The organism is Ruegeria sp. P10 (genome assembly GCF_056534925.1).
On sequence record NZ_JBQERJ010000016.1, the window covers coordinates 1 to 16,737 of the forward strand.

Annotated in this window: 17 protein-coding genes, 1 other RNA gene and 1 riboswitch; of the genes, 7 read left to right on the forward strand and 11 right to left on the reverse strand. The window is 59.3% G+C overall.

What is annotated here, in order from left to right; translation table 11 throughout:
* Positions 1-209: 209 nt before the first annotated feature.
* Positions 210-1,670 carry a MocR-like pyridoxine biosynthesis transcription factor PdxR gene (pdxR, locus tag ACR0FB_RS19700; RefSeq protein WP_171638305.1) on the reverse strand — a complete coding sequence of 487 codons (1,461 nt, stop codon included), beginning with the start codon at positions 1,668-1,670 and terminating at the stop codon, positions 210-212.
* Positions 1,671-1,803: 133 nt separating this feature from the next.
* Here pdxR and ACR0FB_RS19705 point away from each other — a divergent pair, with 133 nt between their 5' ends.
* Both ACR0FB_RS19705 and ACR0FB_RS19710 read left to right on the forward strand, forming a co-directional pair.
* Positions 1,804-2,112 (forward strand): ArsR/SmtB family transcription factor, encoded by a 309-nt coding sequence (locus tag ACR0FB_RS19705; RefSeq protein WP_171207031.1) that lies wholly within the window; start codon positions 1,804-1,806, stop codon positions 2,110-2,112.
* A complete protein-coding gene (locus tag ACR0FB_RS19710; RefSeq protein ID WP_480621668.1) occupies positions 2,105-3,136 on the forward strand; it encodes a permease in 1,032 nt (343 codons plus the stop codon). Before ACR0FB_RS19705 ends, ACR0FB_RS19710 begins: the two co-directional genes overlap by 8 nt.
* A 56-nt stretch (positions 3,137-3,192) precedes the next feature.
* Here ACR0FB_RS19710 and ACR0FB_RS19715 read toward each other — a convergent pair whose 3' ends face one another.
* Complete coding sequence (locus ACR0FB_RS19715) at positions 3,193-3,582, reverse strand: hypothetical protein (protein WP_171725100.1); 390 nt, start codon at positions 3,580-3,582, stop codon at positions 3,193-3,195.
* Positions 3,583-3,633: 51 nt separating this feature from the next.
* Positions 3,634-4,395 carry a DUF1013 domain-containing protein gene (locus ACR0FB_RS19720; RefSeq protein WP_171638297.1) on the reverse strand — a complete coding sequence of 254 codons (762 nt, stop codon included), beginning with the start codon at positions 4,393-4,395 and terminating at the stop codon, positions 3,634-3,636.
* A gap of 130 nt (positions 4,396-4,525) precedes the next feature.
* Between ACR0FB_RS19720 and ACR0FB_RS19725 the strand changes: the two genes are divergently transcribed.
* Positions 4,526-5,167 carry a ribonuclease T2 family protein gene (locus ACR0FB_RS19725; RefSeq protein WP_209835526.1) on the forward strand — a complete coding sequence of 214 codons (642 nt, stop codon included), beginning with the start codon at positions 4,526-4,528 and terminating at the stop codon, positions 5,165-5,167.
* On the opposite strand, the gene ACR0FB_RS19730 is transcribed toward ACR0FB_RS19725, so the two are convergent.
* From ACR0FB_RS19730 to ACR0FB_RS19745, 4 genes are all read right to left on the reverse strand, one after another.
* Complete coding sequence (locus ACR0FB_RS19730; RefSeq protein ID WP_480621669.1) at positions 5,164-5,652, reverse strand: hypothetical protein; 489 nt, start codon at positions 5,650-5,652, stop codon at positions 5,164-5,166. The two genes, ACR0FB_RS19725 and ACR0FB_RS19730, sit on opposite strands and share 4 nt — an antisense overlap.
* A 586-nt stretch (positions 5,653-6,238) precedes the next feature.
* The gene (gene recR, locus ACR0FB_RS19735; RefSeq protein ID WP_209835524.1) at positions 6,239-6,832 is read right to left on the reverse strand and encodes a recombination mediator RecR; all 594 of its coding nucleotides are present in this window, start codon (positions 6,830-6,832) and stop codon (positions 6,239-6,241) included.
* A gap of 61 nt (positions 6,833-6,893) precedes the next feature.
* Positions 6,894-7,247 carry a YbaB/EbfC family nucleoid-associated protein gene (locus ACR0FB_RS19740; RefSeq protein ID WP_171725104.1) on the reverse strand — a complete coding sequence of 118 codons (354 nt, stop codon included), beginning with the start codon at positions 7,245-7,247 and terminating at the stop codon, positions 6,894-6,896.
* A gap of 400 nt (positions 7,248-7,647) precedes the next feature.
* Complete coding sequence (locus ACR0FB_RS19745; protein ID WP_480621670.1) at positions 7,648-9,411, reverse strand: DNA polymerase III subunit gamma/tau; 1,764 nt, start codon at positions 9,409-9,411, stop codon at positions 7,648-7,650.
* A gap of 171 nt (positions 9,412-9,582) precedes the next feature.
* Here ACR0FB_RS19745 and ACR0FB_RS19750 point away from each other — a divergent pair, with 171 nt between their 5' ends.
* Positions 9,583-10,095: a protein-tyrosine phosphatase family protein gene (locus ACR0FB_RS19750; RefSeq protein ID WP_171638284.1), complete on the forward strand. Its 513-nt coding sequence runs from the start codon at positions 9,583-9,585 to the stop codon at positions 10,093-10,095.
* Here the strand turns inward: ACR0FB_RS19750 and ACR0FB_RS19755 are convergent.
* The gene (locus ACR0FB_RS19755; protein WP_210093882.1) at positions 10,087-10,494 is read right to left on the reverse strand and encodes a hypothetical protein; all 408 of its coding nucleotides are present in this window, start codon (positions 10,492-10,494) and stop codon (positions 10,087-10,089) included. The two genes, ACR0FB_RS19750 and ACR0FB_RS19755, sit on opposite strands and share 9 nt — an antisense overlap.
* Positions 10,495-10,585: 91 nt before the next feature.
* Positions 10,586-10,806: riboswitch (cobalamin riboswitch) on the reverse strand.
* A 157-nt stretch (positions 10,807-10,963) separates the two neighbouring features.
* Between ACR0FB_RS19755 and ACR0FB_RS19760 the strand changes: the two genes are divergently transcribed.
* Positions 10,964-11,797 (forward strand): alpha/beta hydrolase family protein, encoded by an 834-nt coding sequence (locus tag ACR0FB_RS19760; protein ID WP_348539753.1) that lies wholly within the window; start codon positions 10,964-10,966, stop codon positions 11,795-11,797.
* Positions 11,798-11,836: 39 nt separating this feature from the next.
* On the opposite strand, the gene rsgA is transcribed toward ACR0FB_RS19760, so the two are convergent.
* From rsgA to ACR0FB_RS19775, 3 genes are all read right to left on the reverse strand, one after another.
* Positions 11,837-12,913 (reverse strand): ribosome small subunit-dependent GTPase A, encoded by a 1,077-nt coding sequence (gene rsgA, locus ACR0FB_RS19765; protein ID WP_245218231.1) that lies wholly within the window; start codon positions 12,911-12,913, stop codon positions 11,837-11,839.
* A 107-nt stretch (positions 12,914-13,020) separates the two neighbouring features.
* Positions 13,021-13,119: signal recognition particle sRNA small type (ffs, locus tag ACR0FB_RS19770), an RNA gene on the reverse strand.
* 39 nt (positions 13,120-13,158) lie between these two features.
* On the reverse strand, positions 13,159-15,027 hold the full coding sequence (locus tag ACR0FB_RS19775) for a bifunctional 2',3'-cyclic-nucleotide 2'-phosphodiesterase/3'-nucleotidase (protein ID WP_480621671.1): 1,869 nt from the start codon (positions 15,025-15,027) through the stop codon (positions 13,159-13,161).
* A 182-nt stretch (positions 15,028-15,209) separates the two neighbouring features.
* Between ACR0FB_RS19775 and nudC the strand changes: the two genes are divergently transcribed.
* Together nudC and ACR0FB_RS19785 are read left to right on the forward strand one after the other, a co-directional pair.
* Entirely contained in the window at positions 15,210-16,193 is a 984-nt protein-coding gene (nudC, locus tag ACR0FB_RS19780) for an NAD(+) diphosphatase (RefSeq protein ID WP_210093881.1), read from the forward strand.
* Positions 16,194-16,230: 37 nt separating this feature from the next.
* Positions 16,231-16,698 carry an SRPBCC family protein gene (locus ACR0FB_RS19785; protein ID WP_171638278.1) on the forward strand — a complete coding sequence of 156 codons (468 nt, stop codon included), beginning with the start codon at positions 16,231-16,233 and terminating at the stop codon, positions 16,696-16,698.
* The last annotated feature ends 39 nt before the right edge of the window (positions 16,699-16,737 follow it).

A 16,737-nucleotide genomic window follows, 5' to 3' on the forward strand; every position in this document is an offset into this window, starting at 1 on the left:
CGCAGATCCAATGATCCCGAACGCATGCTCAATCCCGTGCATCTGCAAAACCTTAACAAAGGCCTCTTCCGTCGTCATTTTCATAAGGGTGCTCTCCAACCAAGAGTGAGTGAAACCGGGCACTGCACCCGGCGTTTGATATGGTTTTGGCGCAAGGGTGCGACCTGCGTTAGGGCCAAAACGAAAGCCGGATTAGGTCCAGATAAGGCTCAAACGGCCCGAATTGCGTCTGCGATCAGTTTCACGCCGGTCGCGATGCGGTTAGTTGGAATTGAGGAATAGCCCAGGCGATAGAAATTCTGTGGTCTGTCCGGCCCCGAGAAGAACGGTGCGCCGGGTTCGATGTGAACACCCTGGTTTTGCAGTCTTAATGCCAGTTGAGTTGTGTCGACATGCTCAGGGGCTGACATCCACAGTGAAGAGCCGCCAATTACACCCCGTCCAGCCACGGTCAGCCCACTTTCCGCGATGGCTTTGTCCATCGCGTCGCGCCGCTCTTGCAAGGCCTTTGACATACGCCGAATTTGCGCGTCGTAGTGGCCCAGCGACAGGAAATACGCCGCCGTGCGCTGAATGTGGCCTGGTGGGTGACGCAGAACCAATGAACGCAGCGCGCGTGCCTCGCGGATAAAGGGCTCTGAGCCGACCATGTATCCAAGTCGCAATCCTGGAAACAGCGACTTGGAAAAACTGCCGACGTAGATCACGCGCCCATCCCGATCCATGGATTTCAGCGCCGGCGAAGGGGCGCCTCGGAAGGCCATTTCAAACTCATAGTCATCCTCGACGACCATCGCGTCGAGTTCGCGTGCTCGGTCCAGCAACTGGTTGCGGCGGTCGATCGGCATCGTCGCGGTTGTCGGGCTTTGATGGCTGGGGGTGGTAAAGATGACGTCTGCTTCGTCGGGAATCGCCTCGGGCGGCAGACCGTCCCGGTCCACACTCAAGGGCGTGACCGCACAGTCCCAATGGTTCAGAAGGCTTCGCAGCGCATAGTAACATGGGTCTTCTATGACGGCCGTGCGATTGTGGGTCAGCAAGATACGCGATGCCAGCCAGAGCGCGTTCTGCGCGCCAAGAGTGATCAAGATCTCTTCGGGGCGGGCCGCGATGCCTCGGCGTGGTAGAGTGTGACGGGCAATAAACTCGATCAACAACGGATCATCCTGATCCACGTAATCACCGGTCAGCGAATCGAAATCCTTGTGTCCCAACGCGCGGACGGCGCATAACCTCCAGTTGGCGTGGTCAAACAAGGTTCGGTCAGCCTGCCCGTAGATGAACGGATAACGGTATTCTCGCCAGTCGCTGGGTTTTGGCAGCACGTCGCTGTCCAGAAAGCGACGCGCCAGTGCCTTGTCCCAGTCAACGGATTCTGTGCCGCGCTGGACAGGCGAATACTTGGGGGGGACAGGTGCGTTTTGCGAAACGTAATACCCGGACCGTCCCTTGGCGGTCAGGTAGTCATTGGCCAACAGTTCGGTGTAGGCCAATGTCACCGTTATTCGGCTGACCCCCAGATGCGCGGCCAGTTTGCGTGACGAAGGGAGTTTTTCTCCGACGTGAAAGCGACCGGACAAGATGCCTTCGGCAATCATCTGCTGGATCTGGGCCTGCAATGTGCCCTGACCATTGAGCTCAAGAAAGAATGTATCGACCGAAATCCCCATGCCTGCTTATAGGGTGGACTTAAGGCCGGGGCAATCTGGACTTACATCGCAGTCACGAAATTTTGTCGGCGGGGTTGACCGGAGAGTTCCTTCGGACTAAATAACTATACATCTAGTTTAATGGAGATAGTGGATGTGGGAAGCTGCTGCTGCCGGATTTTCTGCCATGGGCTCTGAAGCTCGGCTGAAAGTCCTCAAGACGCTGGTCCGGGCTGGCAAAGCCGGATTGACCGTTGGCGAGATACAGGACCGGACCGGGATTGCCCCGTCGACCCTGGCCCATCACCTGCGGTTTCTTGCGGCCGGTGGAGTGGTTGAACAGGAAAAGGTCGGTCGAACCACGATCAACCGCGCCAATTACGACGAATTGAGAAATCTGGCGCAATTCATTCTCAGCGAGTGCTGCGCTGACGAAGTTGGAAAGGCTGCGAACGATGGCTGAATTGACACAGAACCCGCGCATGACTGCCAAAATGGCGCTGGACCTGATCAAGACACCCTGGACGCTGATCGTCGTCATTCTGGCGGCGGTGGCAATCCTGGATCCCGGAAACTTGCCCGAGGTGGTGACATTTGCAGCCAAGGCTCTGGCGCATACAGGGCAATATATTCTGTTTGCAGTGCTTCTGCTGTCTTACCTCAAGGCGACCGGCGCAGAGGTGATGGTGGCGCGTGCCTTTGAGGGGCGCGAGACCCGGATGATCTTTCTGGCTGCCTTGTTCGGTGGTCTTGCCCCCTTCTGTTCTTGCGAGGTTATTCCCTTCATTGCGGGTCTTCTGGCCCTTGGTGCGCCGTTGTCCGCGGTCATGGCGTTCTGGCTCAGCTCACCCTTGATCGATCCGCCTACGCTTTTGATTACCGCCGGTGCGCTGGGATGGCCCTTTGCCATCGGCAAGGCTGTTGCGGCGGTTGCGCTTGGCCTGTTCGGCGGGTTCGCGGTTCGGTTGCTTATGCGCAAAGGAGCGTTTGCCCAGCCTTTGCGCGAATACAAGCCCTCCGGGTGCTGCGGATGTGGTCCGAAAACGGATACCAAGCCGGTCTGGACATTCTGGCCGGAGTCCGAGCGTCGCGCCCGGTTCCGTTCGGAATTCGTGCACAACGGTCTGTTCCTGTTGAAATGGCTTGCGCTGGCTTATGTCCTCGAGGCGCTTTTGGTCAATTATATCCCCGCCGACCTGATCGCCGGCGTGGTTGGCGGAGAAGGCGTGCTGCCGATCGTCGTCGCTGCGCTGGTGGGTATGCCGGCATACCTGAACTCGTACGTGGCGCCGCCTTTGCTGGCAGGGTTGATGGAGCAAGGTATGACAGCGGGTGCGGCCATGTCGTTCATGGTTGCCGGTGCTGTCAGTTCCATCCCGGCGATGGCTGCGGTCTGGTCATTGGTCAAACCACGTGTCTTTGCAACCTATCTGACCCTGGGAGTCGGTGGCGCAATCGTGGCTGGTATCATCTTTCAATTGGTATGAACGCAAAAACCGCCCGGTGTCACATCGGGCGGCTTTTATCCGTTCGGTGCCGTCGATCAACTACCGTCGCACAGACGTGGCAGTTTGAGCCGGTACCGGGCTTCTCCGCTTTCGAGGTAAACGCGTTTTTCGATACAGGCCGTCGTGCCCACTGTCTGCGAAATCTGCGCATCTGTAGACGTAATCGATGTGGCGGACCCATCCGGCAAGCGGACAGATGCCACGACGCCGTTCTTCAGATCTCCGTTCACCGGAGTTGCAGACAGAACCGGGACGGTCAGAAACGCCTCATGCTCGTGTTCGCCTTCATCCCCCAGCAGAAACAATGTCGTGACGATGGCAATCATGACAACGCCGCCGGCCAGACCAAGCCCCCACGTTTTCAGAAAGGCATAAATCGTGACGGCGCGATGCGGGCCAAATACCGCAGATAGAACGTTCAGCATGGCAAGTCCGTGAAAAAAGCCCCAGCCGTCATGGCCGAGGCTGTTTGCGCGTTACGGGCGAAGATCGTCTTCGTCTTCGTCATCCGCCCCACCCTTGGGCAGGTTGAAAAAGCTGTCTGCGTCGATGATCGGCTCGTCGTCTTTCTCTTCCGACGGTTCGTCGGACAGCGAGAAGGTTTCCAGACCTTCAATTGCGGTCGGGATTTTCGGCGCTGCGTCCATTTCCAGCGACTGCTCGGTCGAGACCAGCTTGCGACGTTCGTCATCGCTCATCACGCCGCCTTCAGCCGCTTTCTTGGCCGCCGCTTTCTGCACGGCGGTGTCCAGTTCGGACTGTTTGCACAGACCCAGAGCAACCGGATCAATCGGCTGCATGTTGGCGATGTTCCAGTGCGTGCGTTCGCGGATCGACTGGATGGTGGGTTTGGTGGTGCCCACCAACTTAGCAATCTGGCCGTCGCTGAGTTCCGGGTGGAACTTGACCAGCCACAGGATCGAGTTCGGACGGTCCTGACGTTTCGAAAGCGGCGTGTAGCGCGGACCACGGCGCTTTTCCTCACCGGCGGCCGATGGGTTGAACTTGAGCTTCAGCTTGTGAAGCGGGTTGTTCTGTGCCGCGTCGATTTCTTCCTGGGTCAGCTGGTTGTTGGCGATCGGGTCAAAGCCCTTGACGCCGGCGGCGACGTCGCCATCAGCGATACCCTGCACTTCCAACTCGTGCATTCCTACGAAATCCGCGATCTGCTTGAAGCTGATCGTGGTGTTGTCCACCAGCCATACGGCGGTTGCCTTGGCCATAAGCGGTTTTGCCATCAGCCCGTCTCCTATACATACATCTGTCCCGTCGCCGGAATTCGGCGGCCCCTTGGTTTTGGGGCAGGTTTCCGTTGTCGGGGAACTTGGCCCGTATATAGTCGCGCAAAGGCAAGAAGGGAAGAGGCGAATGCGCCAAGGGATTACGGGGCTGGTTTTGTGGGTCTTGAGCGCGGTCGCTGCGCCGGCCGAGGGCGAAAAGGCGGGCGAGTTCGATTACTACGTGCTGTCGCTCAGTTGGTCGCCCAACTGGTGCGCCCGCGAAGGTGACGCGCGCGGCTCGGATCAATGTGACGATCGGCATGATCACGGCTGGATACTGCACGGGCTATGGCCACAGTTCCATCAGGGCTGGCCGTCCTACTGCCGTACCCCGGAAGGCCCACCTTCGCGACGCACGACGCGGGAAATGGAGGACATACAAGGCAGTTCCGGCCTTGCTTGGCATCAATGGAAGAAACACGGCACATGCTCGGGATTGTCGGCATCCGACTACTTTGCCTTGTCCCGGCGGGCTTACGAAGCCGTCAAGCGCCCTGAGGTGTTCCGCAAACTGGATTCATCCGTCAAACTGCCGGCTTCGGTGGTCGAGGAGGCATTCCTGAAGGCCAACCCGGAGTTGGAGCGCGACATGATCACGATCACCTGCAAACAGGGCTATATCGAAGAAGTCCGCCTGTGTCTGTCCCGCGATCTTGATTCCGTACCCTGTGGCCGCGACGTGATCCGCGACTGCACGGCCAAGGACGCGCTGTTCGATCCGATTCGTTAAAGCTTTTTGTTCTGGCAATCCCGCGCATAGTCCAGCGCCCTGGCGGTGCCTTTCAGATCGATGGCCATCACCACCTCACCTGCCGGGTTATAGACGGTCATCGTTTTGTTCTGAGCGATGGCGTTCACAAAGCTCCGGTCAGTGAAAAACACGGTTGCGCCCGGCACGTCGCGTTCGTTGAACCCGATGGCCGTCGCATCATAGCTTTTGCCGTCCAGATCAAAGCGGATCGGATAACTCTCACCCTGTTTAATGTCGCCCCATGCCTTGTTGTACACGGCGAAATACCCACGATTGCCCAAGGCATCATAGCCCAGCCGCACCACCGAGAGATCCTGATACACCGTCTGGATCAGGCACCCGTTGCCAAGCGCGGGGTCCATCATGATGTTCCAGCCGTCGACAAAGCCCTTGTCGATGAGGTCTTGGGCTAGGGCGGAGGTGGCTGTCAAAGCGGCGAAGGCGAGGGCGAGAAGGCGGGTCATAGCATATCCACAAATCAGACAATCTATTCATGTCATTGTAAATTGTTGTAGAAGTTAGACAATCCATTTATTTCCCGCGGGCCGTGTCAGGTCTCCTCGCCGTTGGAACAGATCTCAAGTCTCAGGTTAACAATTGCCTGGTTTGGAACGTCTTCTGAATTCAGCGATCCTCCGACAGCTAACCATTCGGAGAATTCAGGGTTAATGCAATCAACGTATAGAACGCCGAAAAAATCGCCGTACTTACCTTCACCGCGAACATAGACGTGCCTGTGTGTTTGTTCATCATACCTTTTGTCTTCTGGAATTGCGCTCCACCATTGTTTGTATGGCGGCGGTAAATCGTGCGTGTCTTCGAATAAGTAGAGAGTTTCAGCGGCCAAGGGCGAGGCGAAAGCACCAACAATTGCAAAAAAACGCTAAGTGTTTCATCGTGTTTGATAATCCGTGGAATTAACAGAAAGAAACTCATCCAATAACTGTACAGCTGTCAAGCTAGTTACCGCGATACTTGAGCGTGCATCGTGCGTTGCGCTGGCGCCGCCTAGCGCAAAGGCCTCGCGAAAAAAGAACCGGTAAGTTAGAGCTACAGTTCCTTCCGCGCCCTGAGCGCCGCCGTAATCGTCCCGTCGTCCAGATAATCCAGTTCGCCTCCAATCGGAACACCCTGCGCCAGTGAGGTCAGGCGGACCTGTCCCTCGAGCTGATCGGCGATGTAGTGGGCGGTGGTCTGGCCATCGACGGTTGCGTTCAGGGCCAGAATGACCTCAGAAATCCCTTCGGCCATCACCCGATCCTTGAGTCGGGGAATGCGCAGTTGGTCCGGGCCGACCCCATCCAAAGCCGACAGCGTGCCGCCCAGAACGTGATAGCGACCCTTGAAAACTGCAGCGCGTTCCATCGCCCAGAGGTCGGCGACGTCTTCGACCACGCACAGCTCTCCGGTCGCGCGATCCGCGCTATCGCAGATGTCGCAGATATCGGTGGTGCCGACATTGCCGCAGTTCAGGCATTCGCGGGCGGTGGCGGCCACTTGTTGCATCGCGTCCGAGAGGGGCGTCAGCAGCAGGGCGCGTTTGCGGATCAGGTGCAGAACCGCGCGGCGGGCCGAGCGCGGGCCCAGGCCCGGCAGTTTGGCCATCAGGTCGATCAGGTTGTCGATGTCGCTGTTCGAACTCATGGCCAATCCTGCATTGCGCCAGAGGGAGCCTCCGGCGGGAGTATTTGGGAAAAGATGAAGCTCAGAACGGCAGCTTGATGTCTTTGGGCAGGCCCATGCTTTCGGTCAGCTTGGCCATTTCAGCCTGCGAACGTTCGGTTGCCTTGGTCTGCGCATCCTTGATGGCGGCCAGGATCAGGTCTTCGACCACTTCCTTGTCATCGCCGTTGAAGATGGAAGGGTCGATATCCAGACCTTTGAGTTCACCCTTGGCCGTCGCCGTTGCCTTGACCAGGCCTGCACCGGATTCGCCGACAACCATCATGTTGTTCAGCTCTTCCTGCATTTCGGTCATCTTGGTTTGCAGGTCCTGCGCAGATTTCATCATCTTGGCCATGTCGCCCAGACCGCCAAGCCCGCCGAGTCCTTTCAGCATAGTATTCTCCTGTGTCTCCGTTTGCGCTCTAGATACGGGCAGCAGCGACATGGCACAAGGGTTCTCCCGCCGGTCGGAGGCTCATCCGTTCCGGTCGGCATGTTGATCAGCGCAGGCGTCAGCAGGAACGTGCTAACCATCTGTGACACCATATTTGCCAGCAGGCCCGACAAGCGCAGATCGTCCTTGGCGCGCATATGGTCTGCTGCCGAGACTGATTGCACGGAACACAGGAAATCTGGGCGGGGTTCGAATGGCTACGCAGCATTCGGATCAGAATGGTCACGGGCCGCCTTCCGCTGGCCGGTGTCGCAACAAACGATCTGAGACATGCGGGCGGATGTGTTCGATCGAAACCTCGGTCAGCTTCGTTTGAAACGGGGGGTGACGGGCGGCGGGGTCAGTCTTCCTCGAACGGGTCCCACTCGTCTTCCACTTCGGGAAGCGCTTCGGTCTCGACCTTGGCGGCGCGTTGCTCCGGCGTTTCGATCCTAGTGATTTTCGCCTTTGGGAATTGCGCCAATACCGCCTGCACCAACGGGTGTTGTTCGGCTTCGGATTTCAGTGCGAGCTCGGCCGCATCCCTGACTTCTGCAATCGTGGGGGCTTCTCCGTCCGAGACGATCGAGACAGCCCACCGATTTCCTGTCCAGCGTTGCAAGGCAGTGCCCAGTCGTGGCGCCAGATCCGCCGGTGCCTGGGTGGCGGGTGTGAATTCGATTCGTCCGGGTTGATAGGAGACGAGGCGCACGCCGTTTTCCACCTCGACCAGCAACTTTACGTCGCGATTGGTCCGGATCAGTTCCACCACGTGGTCGAAGGTCGGGTAATGGGCAAGGGCCGTCTGGGCATCCTGCGCCAGGGCTGCAACCGGTGCGCCACCGGAACCGCGAGGGGACGGCGCGTAGGCAGGTGGATGGGTCGCGCCAGCCGGCGCCGGACCGGCGCCCGGTCGGGATATCGAAACGCCGCCATTGGGCCCGCCCGGCGGCGGTGGCGGGGCATCTTGCAACCGTTTGATCAGCTCTTCGGGGCTGGGCAAATCCGCCACATGGGTCAGGCGAATAACGGCCATTTCAGCGGCCATCATGGCGTTGGGCGCAGCCGAGACTTCCTCGAGCGCCTTCAGCAGCATTTGCCACATCCGGGTCAGAACCCGCATCGGCAGAGCCTCGGCCATGTGTTGGCCCCGGGTCCGTTCATCCGGAGAAACCGTCGGATCCTGCGCCGCGTCAGGCGTGATCTTCACGACGGACACCCAATGCGTGATCTCGGCCAGATCGCGCAGCACCGCCAGCGGGTCTGCGCCTTCGGCGTATTGGCCGCTCAACTCGGTAAGTGCTCCGGCGGCATCGCCGCGCAGGATCATATCCATAAGGTCCAGAACCCGGCCACGGTCTGCCAGTCCAAGCATTGCACGGACCTGATCGGCGGTCGTCTCGCCAGCCCCATGCGAAATCGCCTGATCCAGCAACGAGGTCGCATCCCGGGCCGATCCTTCCGCTGCTCGGGTGATCAGCGCCAGCGCGTCTTCGGCGATCTGGGCGTTTTCCGCTTCGGCGATCTTGCGCAGCAGGCCAATCATGTCTTCGGGTTCGATCCGGCGCAGGTCGAAACGCTGGCAGCGGGACAGCACAGTGACAGGGACTTTGCGGATTTCAGTGGTTGCGAAGATGAACTTCACATGCGCGGGCGGTTCTTCCAACGTCTTGAGCAGCGCGTTGAACGCGCTGGTCGAGAGCATATGAACCTCGTCGATGATGTAAATCTTGTAACGCGCGCTGGCGGCGCGATAGCGGACACTGTCAATGATCTCGCGGATGTCGTTGACGCCCGTACGGCTGGCGGCGTCCATCTCCATCACGTCGACATGGCGGCCTTCCATGATGGCGACACAATGTTCACACTGACCGCAGGGTTCGGTCGTGGGGCCACCGGTTCCGTCGGGTCCGATGCAGTTCATGCCCTTGGCGATGATCCTTGCGGTCGTGGTTTTGCCGGTGCCGCGAATGCCGGTCATGATGAAGGCCTGCGCGATCCGGTCGGCCGCGAACGCGTTTTTCAGGGTGCGCACCATGGCATCCTGACCCACCAGATCGGCAAAGGTTTCCGGGCGATATTTGCGGGCGAGAACCTGATAGGCGGGGCTGGAGCTGTCTGTCATGTCTTCTCGTTGGGATTCGGTGCTTGGGCACAGCGTAGTGGCCACCGTTGCCCGCGTCCACAGCGTGGCGCGATGATTTTTGATTTAGAAACGAGTCGCTTTCGCACTAAACTGCATCAGCGGATTTAATGGCTCATTTTTGTATAGAGTTCTTTGGGGAGGACAGGATTCATGTCGCAGTTGGTGATCTACGCCCTGCAAGTCGGTGGCGGAACGCTGGCGCTGACCTCGATGCCCGGACGCGGCGGAGATTACTCCAGCGATCTGGATATGATCGCAGCCTGGCAGCCGGGGCTTGTTGTTTCGATGACGACGGATGTCGAAATGCTTCAGGACGGGGCGCAGGAATTTGGAAGCGATATTCAAAGCCGCGCCAGCCGATGGGTTCACCTGCCGATCGAAGATTTCGGAGCGCCGACAAAAGCGATTGATGACGCGTGGCCGTCCGTCAGCGCCGCGGCCCGGCACGCGCTGTCCGGCGGAGGTCGCGTATTGGTACACTGCCGCGGGGGCTGTGGCAGGTCAGGTATGATTGTCCTGCGGCTGATGGTCGAATGCGGCGAAGGCGCGGACACGGCGCTGCAACGATTGCGGGCGGTGCGCCCTTGCGCCGTCGAAACGGATGCGCAACTGGCCTGGGCCTCTCGGCGTGCCCAGGCACAGGTCAGTCTGGACTCAGATTGAAATCTGCGCGGGCGCGCAAGCAGGTTTTCGAGGCCGGATCGTAGAAACTTCGATCATCGCGCAGGGTGGGGTTTTCACGACGCCGGATGGCATCGCACTGAACGTGTTTCCGAAGATCAGGTCGGCATAGCCGTTCAGCGGCTCAATCGCGGTTTCGGGCTGCGTCCCGCAAAAGACACGAATGCGGTCTGATTGCGCGCGGAAAATTGCATGACATCCTTCGCTGCAATGTGACAGCGCGCTGCTGCCCTCAATCTCGAAATCGTCACTTGTGGCCGAGGTCGCCTGGGCCATGGCTTCGGATATCGAGCGCGCCAGCCGCGCCAAAGCGGGACAGGTTTTGCCCGTCCGCTGACATACTGTTGCACTGAATTCATGTGTCTTTGTCTTCCAGATCATCCTGCGCCCTCCGCGCTTGGTGGACAGGATATTTGGGACAGGTGGGACAGCGTGATGCCGTCAGGACCTGCCCGGACACCCCGCCCGAGTTTCGGTTTCGTTTCCGATGGCAGGTCTCCTGACTTGCGGGTCATCGCTTTGCCGACCTTCCCAGCCTTTGGGCCAGTGGTGTTTCGGCATCGCTTACCGCTTACAGTTGCGGGGGCAGTCGCGGATTTGGTTGTTGCCTGCATGACCAGACATTACCGCACCGTGTTCCCTTTTCATCCCGACCCCTTGTGGAGGCCGGAAACCATCACACAACCGCTAGCGTTTGAGCACGCGTCGAGTCAAGCCGATCTTTTGACCGGACGCTTGGTCATGCTGGATACGGTGTTGGTTCATGCATAGTGTCGAGGGCGTTGAGGTTCGGAAACCGGATTTACCAAGCGCAAAGCCAGAGATCATGTTGGACGCAGAGCAAACGGTAATGACCGAAGAATTTCGCTTTCCGTCCGGGCAGAAAACACTGTCTGCCCGGTTGTACAGCCCGCTGTCTTCGCCCGAAATCGTCGTCGTGCTGAACAGTGCAACGGGTGTGCCGCGCGATTATTACCGTCATTTCGCACGATGGCTTGCTGCCGAGCAGGGTATGGCCTGCCTGACCTATGACTATCGCGATTACGGGCATTCCTTGACCGGCCGCCTGAAAGATTCGCGTGCGACCATGGCGGATTGGGCCTTGATCGACATGCCCGCGGCACGGGCAGAAATGCGCAGACGGTTTCCCGATTCGCAGCATTGGACCATCGGCCATTCGATCGGCGCGATGTTGGGGCCTGTGCAGCCGGATATCGATCTGATTGATCGCATGATCTGTGTGTGTTCGGGGCTGGTAACCCTAAGCGACCATCCATGGCCCTATCGTGGTTTGGCAGGATTGTTCTGGTATGGTCATGCCCCGCTTTTGGCCCGAGCCCTTGGCTACCTTCCCGGAAAGGCGATCGGGTTCGGCTCGGATCTGCCGGCATCGGTCTATTGGCAGTGGCGCAAATGGTGTACGGCGCCTTTGAACTATGTGCCTGAAATCGGGCATGAGTTACCTGCGGCGCAGTGGAAGGATTCTGGAACGCCCGTGGATTTGTTCACCTTCGAGGACGACCAGATGGTGCCGCCGGAAGCGGTTTGGCGGCTTGCGGATCTTTACGGCCCCGATGCCAACCGCCACCTGCTGAGCCCTGCCGATTTCGGGTTGCCCGAGGTTGGTCATATCGGAGCATTTGCCCGGCGCAATGCAGCGGTTTGGCCGCGACTGATCGCTTGATCAGACGCGGCGCAGGACGGGCCGGGCACCGCCCAACGATCACCGGTTGCGAAGTTTCTTTTCCTTCATGACGCCACGGACCATCTTGCCGAACGCTTTGTCCCGCGCCCGGGACTGCGCGACGGTTTCAGAATTGCGCTGATCTTCGCGCCGAAGCTTGCGCCACCGGTCCAATCGAGCCGGATCAAGCGTGCCGTGGCTTATTGCCTTTTGCACGGCACATCCGGGCTCGGAGCTGTGCTGGCAATCCGAAAAACGGCAGTCCCGGCTCAACTCGGCAAGGTCCGAGAAAACGTCGTCGATCCCGTCCCGAGCGTCCAGCAGGCGCAACGCGCGCATTCCGGGTGTATCGATCAACCAGCCACCGTTGCGCATCCGGTGCAATGCGCGTGCGGTCGTCGTGTGCCGGCCCCGCGCGTCATCCTCGCGAATGTCCGAGGTGGCGAGATCCTGATCGGTCATGGTATTGGCAAGTGTCGTCTTGCCAACGCCCGACGATCCAACCAGCGCTCCGGTCTGGCTTTTGGGGCACCAGGACAGAACCTTTTCAACCTCTGCCGGGTCCAGCGCGTTGATCGCCAGAACCGTCAGGAACGGATCCAGAGATTGCACCTGCCCCGAGAAACTGTCGGGGTCCGCCGATTTGTCGGCCTTCGTCAGAACAACGACCGGGTAACACCCGGCCTGATGCGCGAGCGCCAGATATCGTTCCAGCCGGGGCAGTTTGAAATCGGCATTGCACGAGCTGACGATGAACAGCACATCGACATTGGCTGCGATCAGTTGCGTCGCGGCGCCTGTACCCGCGGCGCGTCGGTGCAGCAGGCTGCGCCGGTCGAGCAAATGGCGCACGCGTTTGTCGTCATCGGCGAGAACCCAATCGCCAACAGCATAGCTGCCGGTCGTTTGATCGGGGGTCAATAACGGGACTTCGCCGTCAGGGTTAAGCCCTATCAGGCGGTCCCGATGAACGGAAGTGATGCGAAAAGGCGTGCAGGAAGGATAAGCCGCGTGTTGCGCGGCAAAGTGAGAGGACCATCCCAGGTCCGAAAGTGCAAGAAACATTGGTTTGCCTGTCGTCAGAAACAGCACTCCCGACGGATGGCGATCGCTCATCCCCGGGTCATGTATTCAGGCAGTCAGTCGATACCGTGAGGTCAGAACCGTGCTGCCCGAAGGATCTTTGCTACAATCATAAAGCCCTCCTGCGGCCAAGGTTCGTAAAGTGAGAGGTTGGACATCGACCCAAGCGGGGCTCGTTGTGGCTGCTTCCTTCCGGACCTGACCAGGTTGGCGAGGCGCTCGCCCGCGCCAACCTCTCGACTCTGGATATAGGGAAGGCTTCGGCAAAAGACAACCCGTCAGAGCGTCAGCCGAATGCGAGCAAAACCGTTTTCGTCAGGTTCCAGAATCTTGGGGGCAAACCTGTTCAATTCGTCAACATACTTCAAAGCACCGGGACCGGTCCGAAGAATGGTCGTCACCCCCGATTTTGGCATCAGAGAGAACGGGTAAGGTTGCCGGGCCAATGGGTCGGGTGGCAGGCGGTGCGTCATGTAGTCCCGCAAAATGTCCCGGATATCCAGCGGGGGCAGATCGATGGCCGGGGCCGACGACACATGCGGGAAATGTCCGCCCCCGCTTGCGCGATAATTATCGAGCGCGACGACAAATGCCTGATCGGGTTGCACGGCTTGGCCTGCGCAAGTCAGATGATGCACCCGCCTGTGGCCGGGATGGATCATTTGCCCCCCGACATCGTAACGCGCCGGTTGCGACGGGTCGACCTGATAGGACAAGCCAAAGATGACATCGAAATTGTATCCCGCCCGATCCCGGTCGAATAGCTCTGCCTCGGCGTCGGGGAATTGTTGGTTGAATGCGCTGGCTGACATCTCCAACCACTCCAGCAGCTGCGCGCCCGTGATCTGAACCGCGCGCAATTCGTTTGGAAAGACATGCAGGTCCGCCACGTGACGCAGACAGATTTCGCCGAGCGGCACGTCCGTATAGTGCCTGGGGCCAGAGCGTCCGCCGCATTTGGCCGGCGACGCGGCTGACAACAGCGGCAGCTCTGCAAGCGTGGTGCCGTGTAAAAAAGGGCGCAACGTGGCTGCCTGTGCGGCGGCCACAAGCGCCAACCCACGATCCGGCGCACAGAAGCTGAAATAGCTGTGCAATGTGTCCGAGACGCGCGCAACGGGCGCGGCCATGTCCTGACGGGTCTGCTGATGTGCGGGTTCAACCAGATGCGCGAATTCCAAATCTTCGCCAATCGCGGTGCCGCCCACCGAAACCGGGCGCAATTCGGCGTGGCTGTCGACAACACGCAGCCCCGACTGGGGCTCTAGGGTAACGGCCAGATCGATTACTCCAAGATATGCGCCTGCCGAACCGGGCATGACAACCGGCGTTCCATGCACCAGCCCTTTCACGTAATCCACATTCGGGGTTTGCGCGCTGGTGCGTGCGGGAAGGGTCAGGTGCGTGTGCCCGGCGACGACAGCGTCGATGCCCTCGATCGCGGCCAGGGGAATAACGGCATTTTCAGTGTCGGTCGCTGTGTCCGGGTGTCCAAGCCCGGAATGGGCGAGCGCCACGATCAGATCGCACCCCTTTTCGCGCAAGATACGCGTCAGGGACTGTGCCGCGACAACGATGTCGTCCGCCTCTACGGTTTCGTTCAGATTGTGTTCTTCCCAACGTGTTGTCTGCGGTGGCAGCACCGAAAACACGCCGACGCGAATGGGCACATCCTTGTTTCCCACCCTAACGATACGGTCAAGGATCGCAAAACGCTGCCAAGATTGGTGTTCTCCGGACCGATGAAGATTGCCGCACAGAACCGGGCACGGGGCTTGTGCAAGGGTCTTGTCCAATGTCGGCAGCCCGAACCCGAAATCATGGTTGCCCAGACCAATCGCATCATAGTCCAGCGCCTTGAATGCCTGCATCATCGGGTGGGGATTGTCGTTCCGAACGGCCCATTCGCCCATCGGCGTTCCCTGAAGCGAATCCCCGTTGTCGAACATCAGCACCAGCGCGTCTGTGGCCTCGTGTCGGGCCTTGCGGATCAGGCTGGCGGTGCGTGTCAGCCCAAGCGTCGGGTCCGGTGTGTCCGCGTAATAGTCAAAACCAGTCAGATGCATATGCACGTCGGAGGTGGCAAGAATACGAATACGCCCACGGTCTTTTGTGGGTTGCACCTGCGTCGATGGGGTTTGCTTCACTTTTGTTGTTCTGCTTTTGAGTGTGGTAATGGGCTAAAATCATCAAAACGCAGTCTAGATGATTTTTCCGGGGCCGCCATGCGGCTTTTCGGTGGCGTGTCCCTGCGTTTTGCGCCTTGAATTGCCATTGCAACAGGGCCTGAGACATGGCAGCCCTGTGCGCAAGACCAGAAGGAATTCCAATGAAAAACGCAGAGCAGGTGACTTTCGGCGGCTCGGGCCTGAATCGGGCAGCGCATCTTCGTGGGGATTCAGAGAAGCTGTCCGAGATGGCGGGCGACCCTGCTGCGCGATGCATATTGTTGTGGCGAGGCAAGCTTCTGGTCGTGGGCGCGGCGCTGGATCAGCTTGCCCTGACGCAGATGACCCACCCGCTGGTATGCGATGGCCCCGGCGGCGTGATCGAAGCACCGGTTTTTTTGGGCCTGAGCGCAGAGGGCGCACCCCTGTTTGCCGCAGATATCTCGGCCTGGGGGGCAGAGGGATTGGATCTGACCGGCCTGGGAGAGTTCGTGGACAGATCCGAACAGCAGCACCCGGATTTGCCTGAAGGGCATGTTTTTGCCGAGCTCCGCCGGATCATGGCGCGATTGTCGCCTCGTGATGCCGAGTTGGCCGCATCGGCCAAGGCGGTTGTCGGTTGGCACGAAACACATCGCTTCTGTGCTCGCTGCGGCGCAGCCAGCGATATGTCGCAAGCGGGATGGCAGCGCAGTTGCCCGTCATGCGGCGGGCAACATTTTCCGCGCACGGATCCGGTTGTGATCATGCTGATTACGCATGCGGACAGCGTGCTTATGGGGCGGTCTCCGGGTTGGCCCGAGGGAATGTTTTCCTTGCTGGCGGGATTTGTCGAACCCGGCGAAACGCTCGAAGCGGCGGTGCGCCGCGAAGTGATGGAAGAGGCAGGCGTACCGGTTGGTGCGGTGTCGTACCTGTCCAGCCAGCCCTGGCCGTTCCCGGCATCCCTGATGTTCGGATGCGCCGGCGAGGCCCTGTCGCGTGACATCGTTATCGATCCGGTCGAGATCGAAGAGGCGATGTGGGTCAGCAAATCCGAAATGATGCAGGCATTTGCCGGCGAACATCCCCGGTTGTTGCCGGCTCGCAAGGGGGCTATCGCTCATTTTCTGCTTCAGAACTGGCTTGCGGATACGCTGGACTGAAGAAAAACTGGTGAAGCCATAAACAGCAAAGGTCATTATGCAGTTTTCAGCGCGCGAAGATATCGAAGCCCCGATCAATTCGGTGTTCGACATGGTGTCGGATTTCGAAAGGTTCGAACGTATGGCGATGCGTCGTGGCATCGACGTGCGGCGTCTGGACACTGATGCGATGGTGGTTGCCGGCACTGAATGGAAAACCGAATTCAAGTTGCGTGGAAAGCCGCGCCAGATGTCGGTGGTGATGACGGATTTCGACAAGCCGTCGCAAATGCGGTTCGAGGCGGCCAGCAAAGGGATGACCGGCCTGACGACAGTAGATTTTCTGGCCTTGTCTCCGCGCCGGACACGCCTGAGCATCGAGATGTCCTTGGCCGCAAAGTCCTTGCCCGCGCGGTTGCTGTTGCAGTCCATGAAGCTTGGACAGTCAAAGTTCCGCAAGCAATTCCAGGTGCGGTTCAGCGAGTTTGCGCGTGAACTGGAACAGCGTCACCTGCACGGGGCGTGAACGGCGTCCGCTGGGCTGATCGGGGCAAGGATTGGAAAA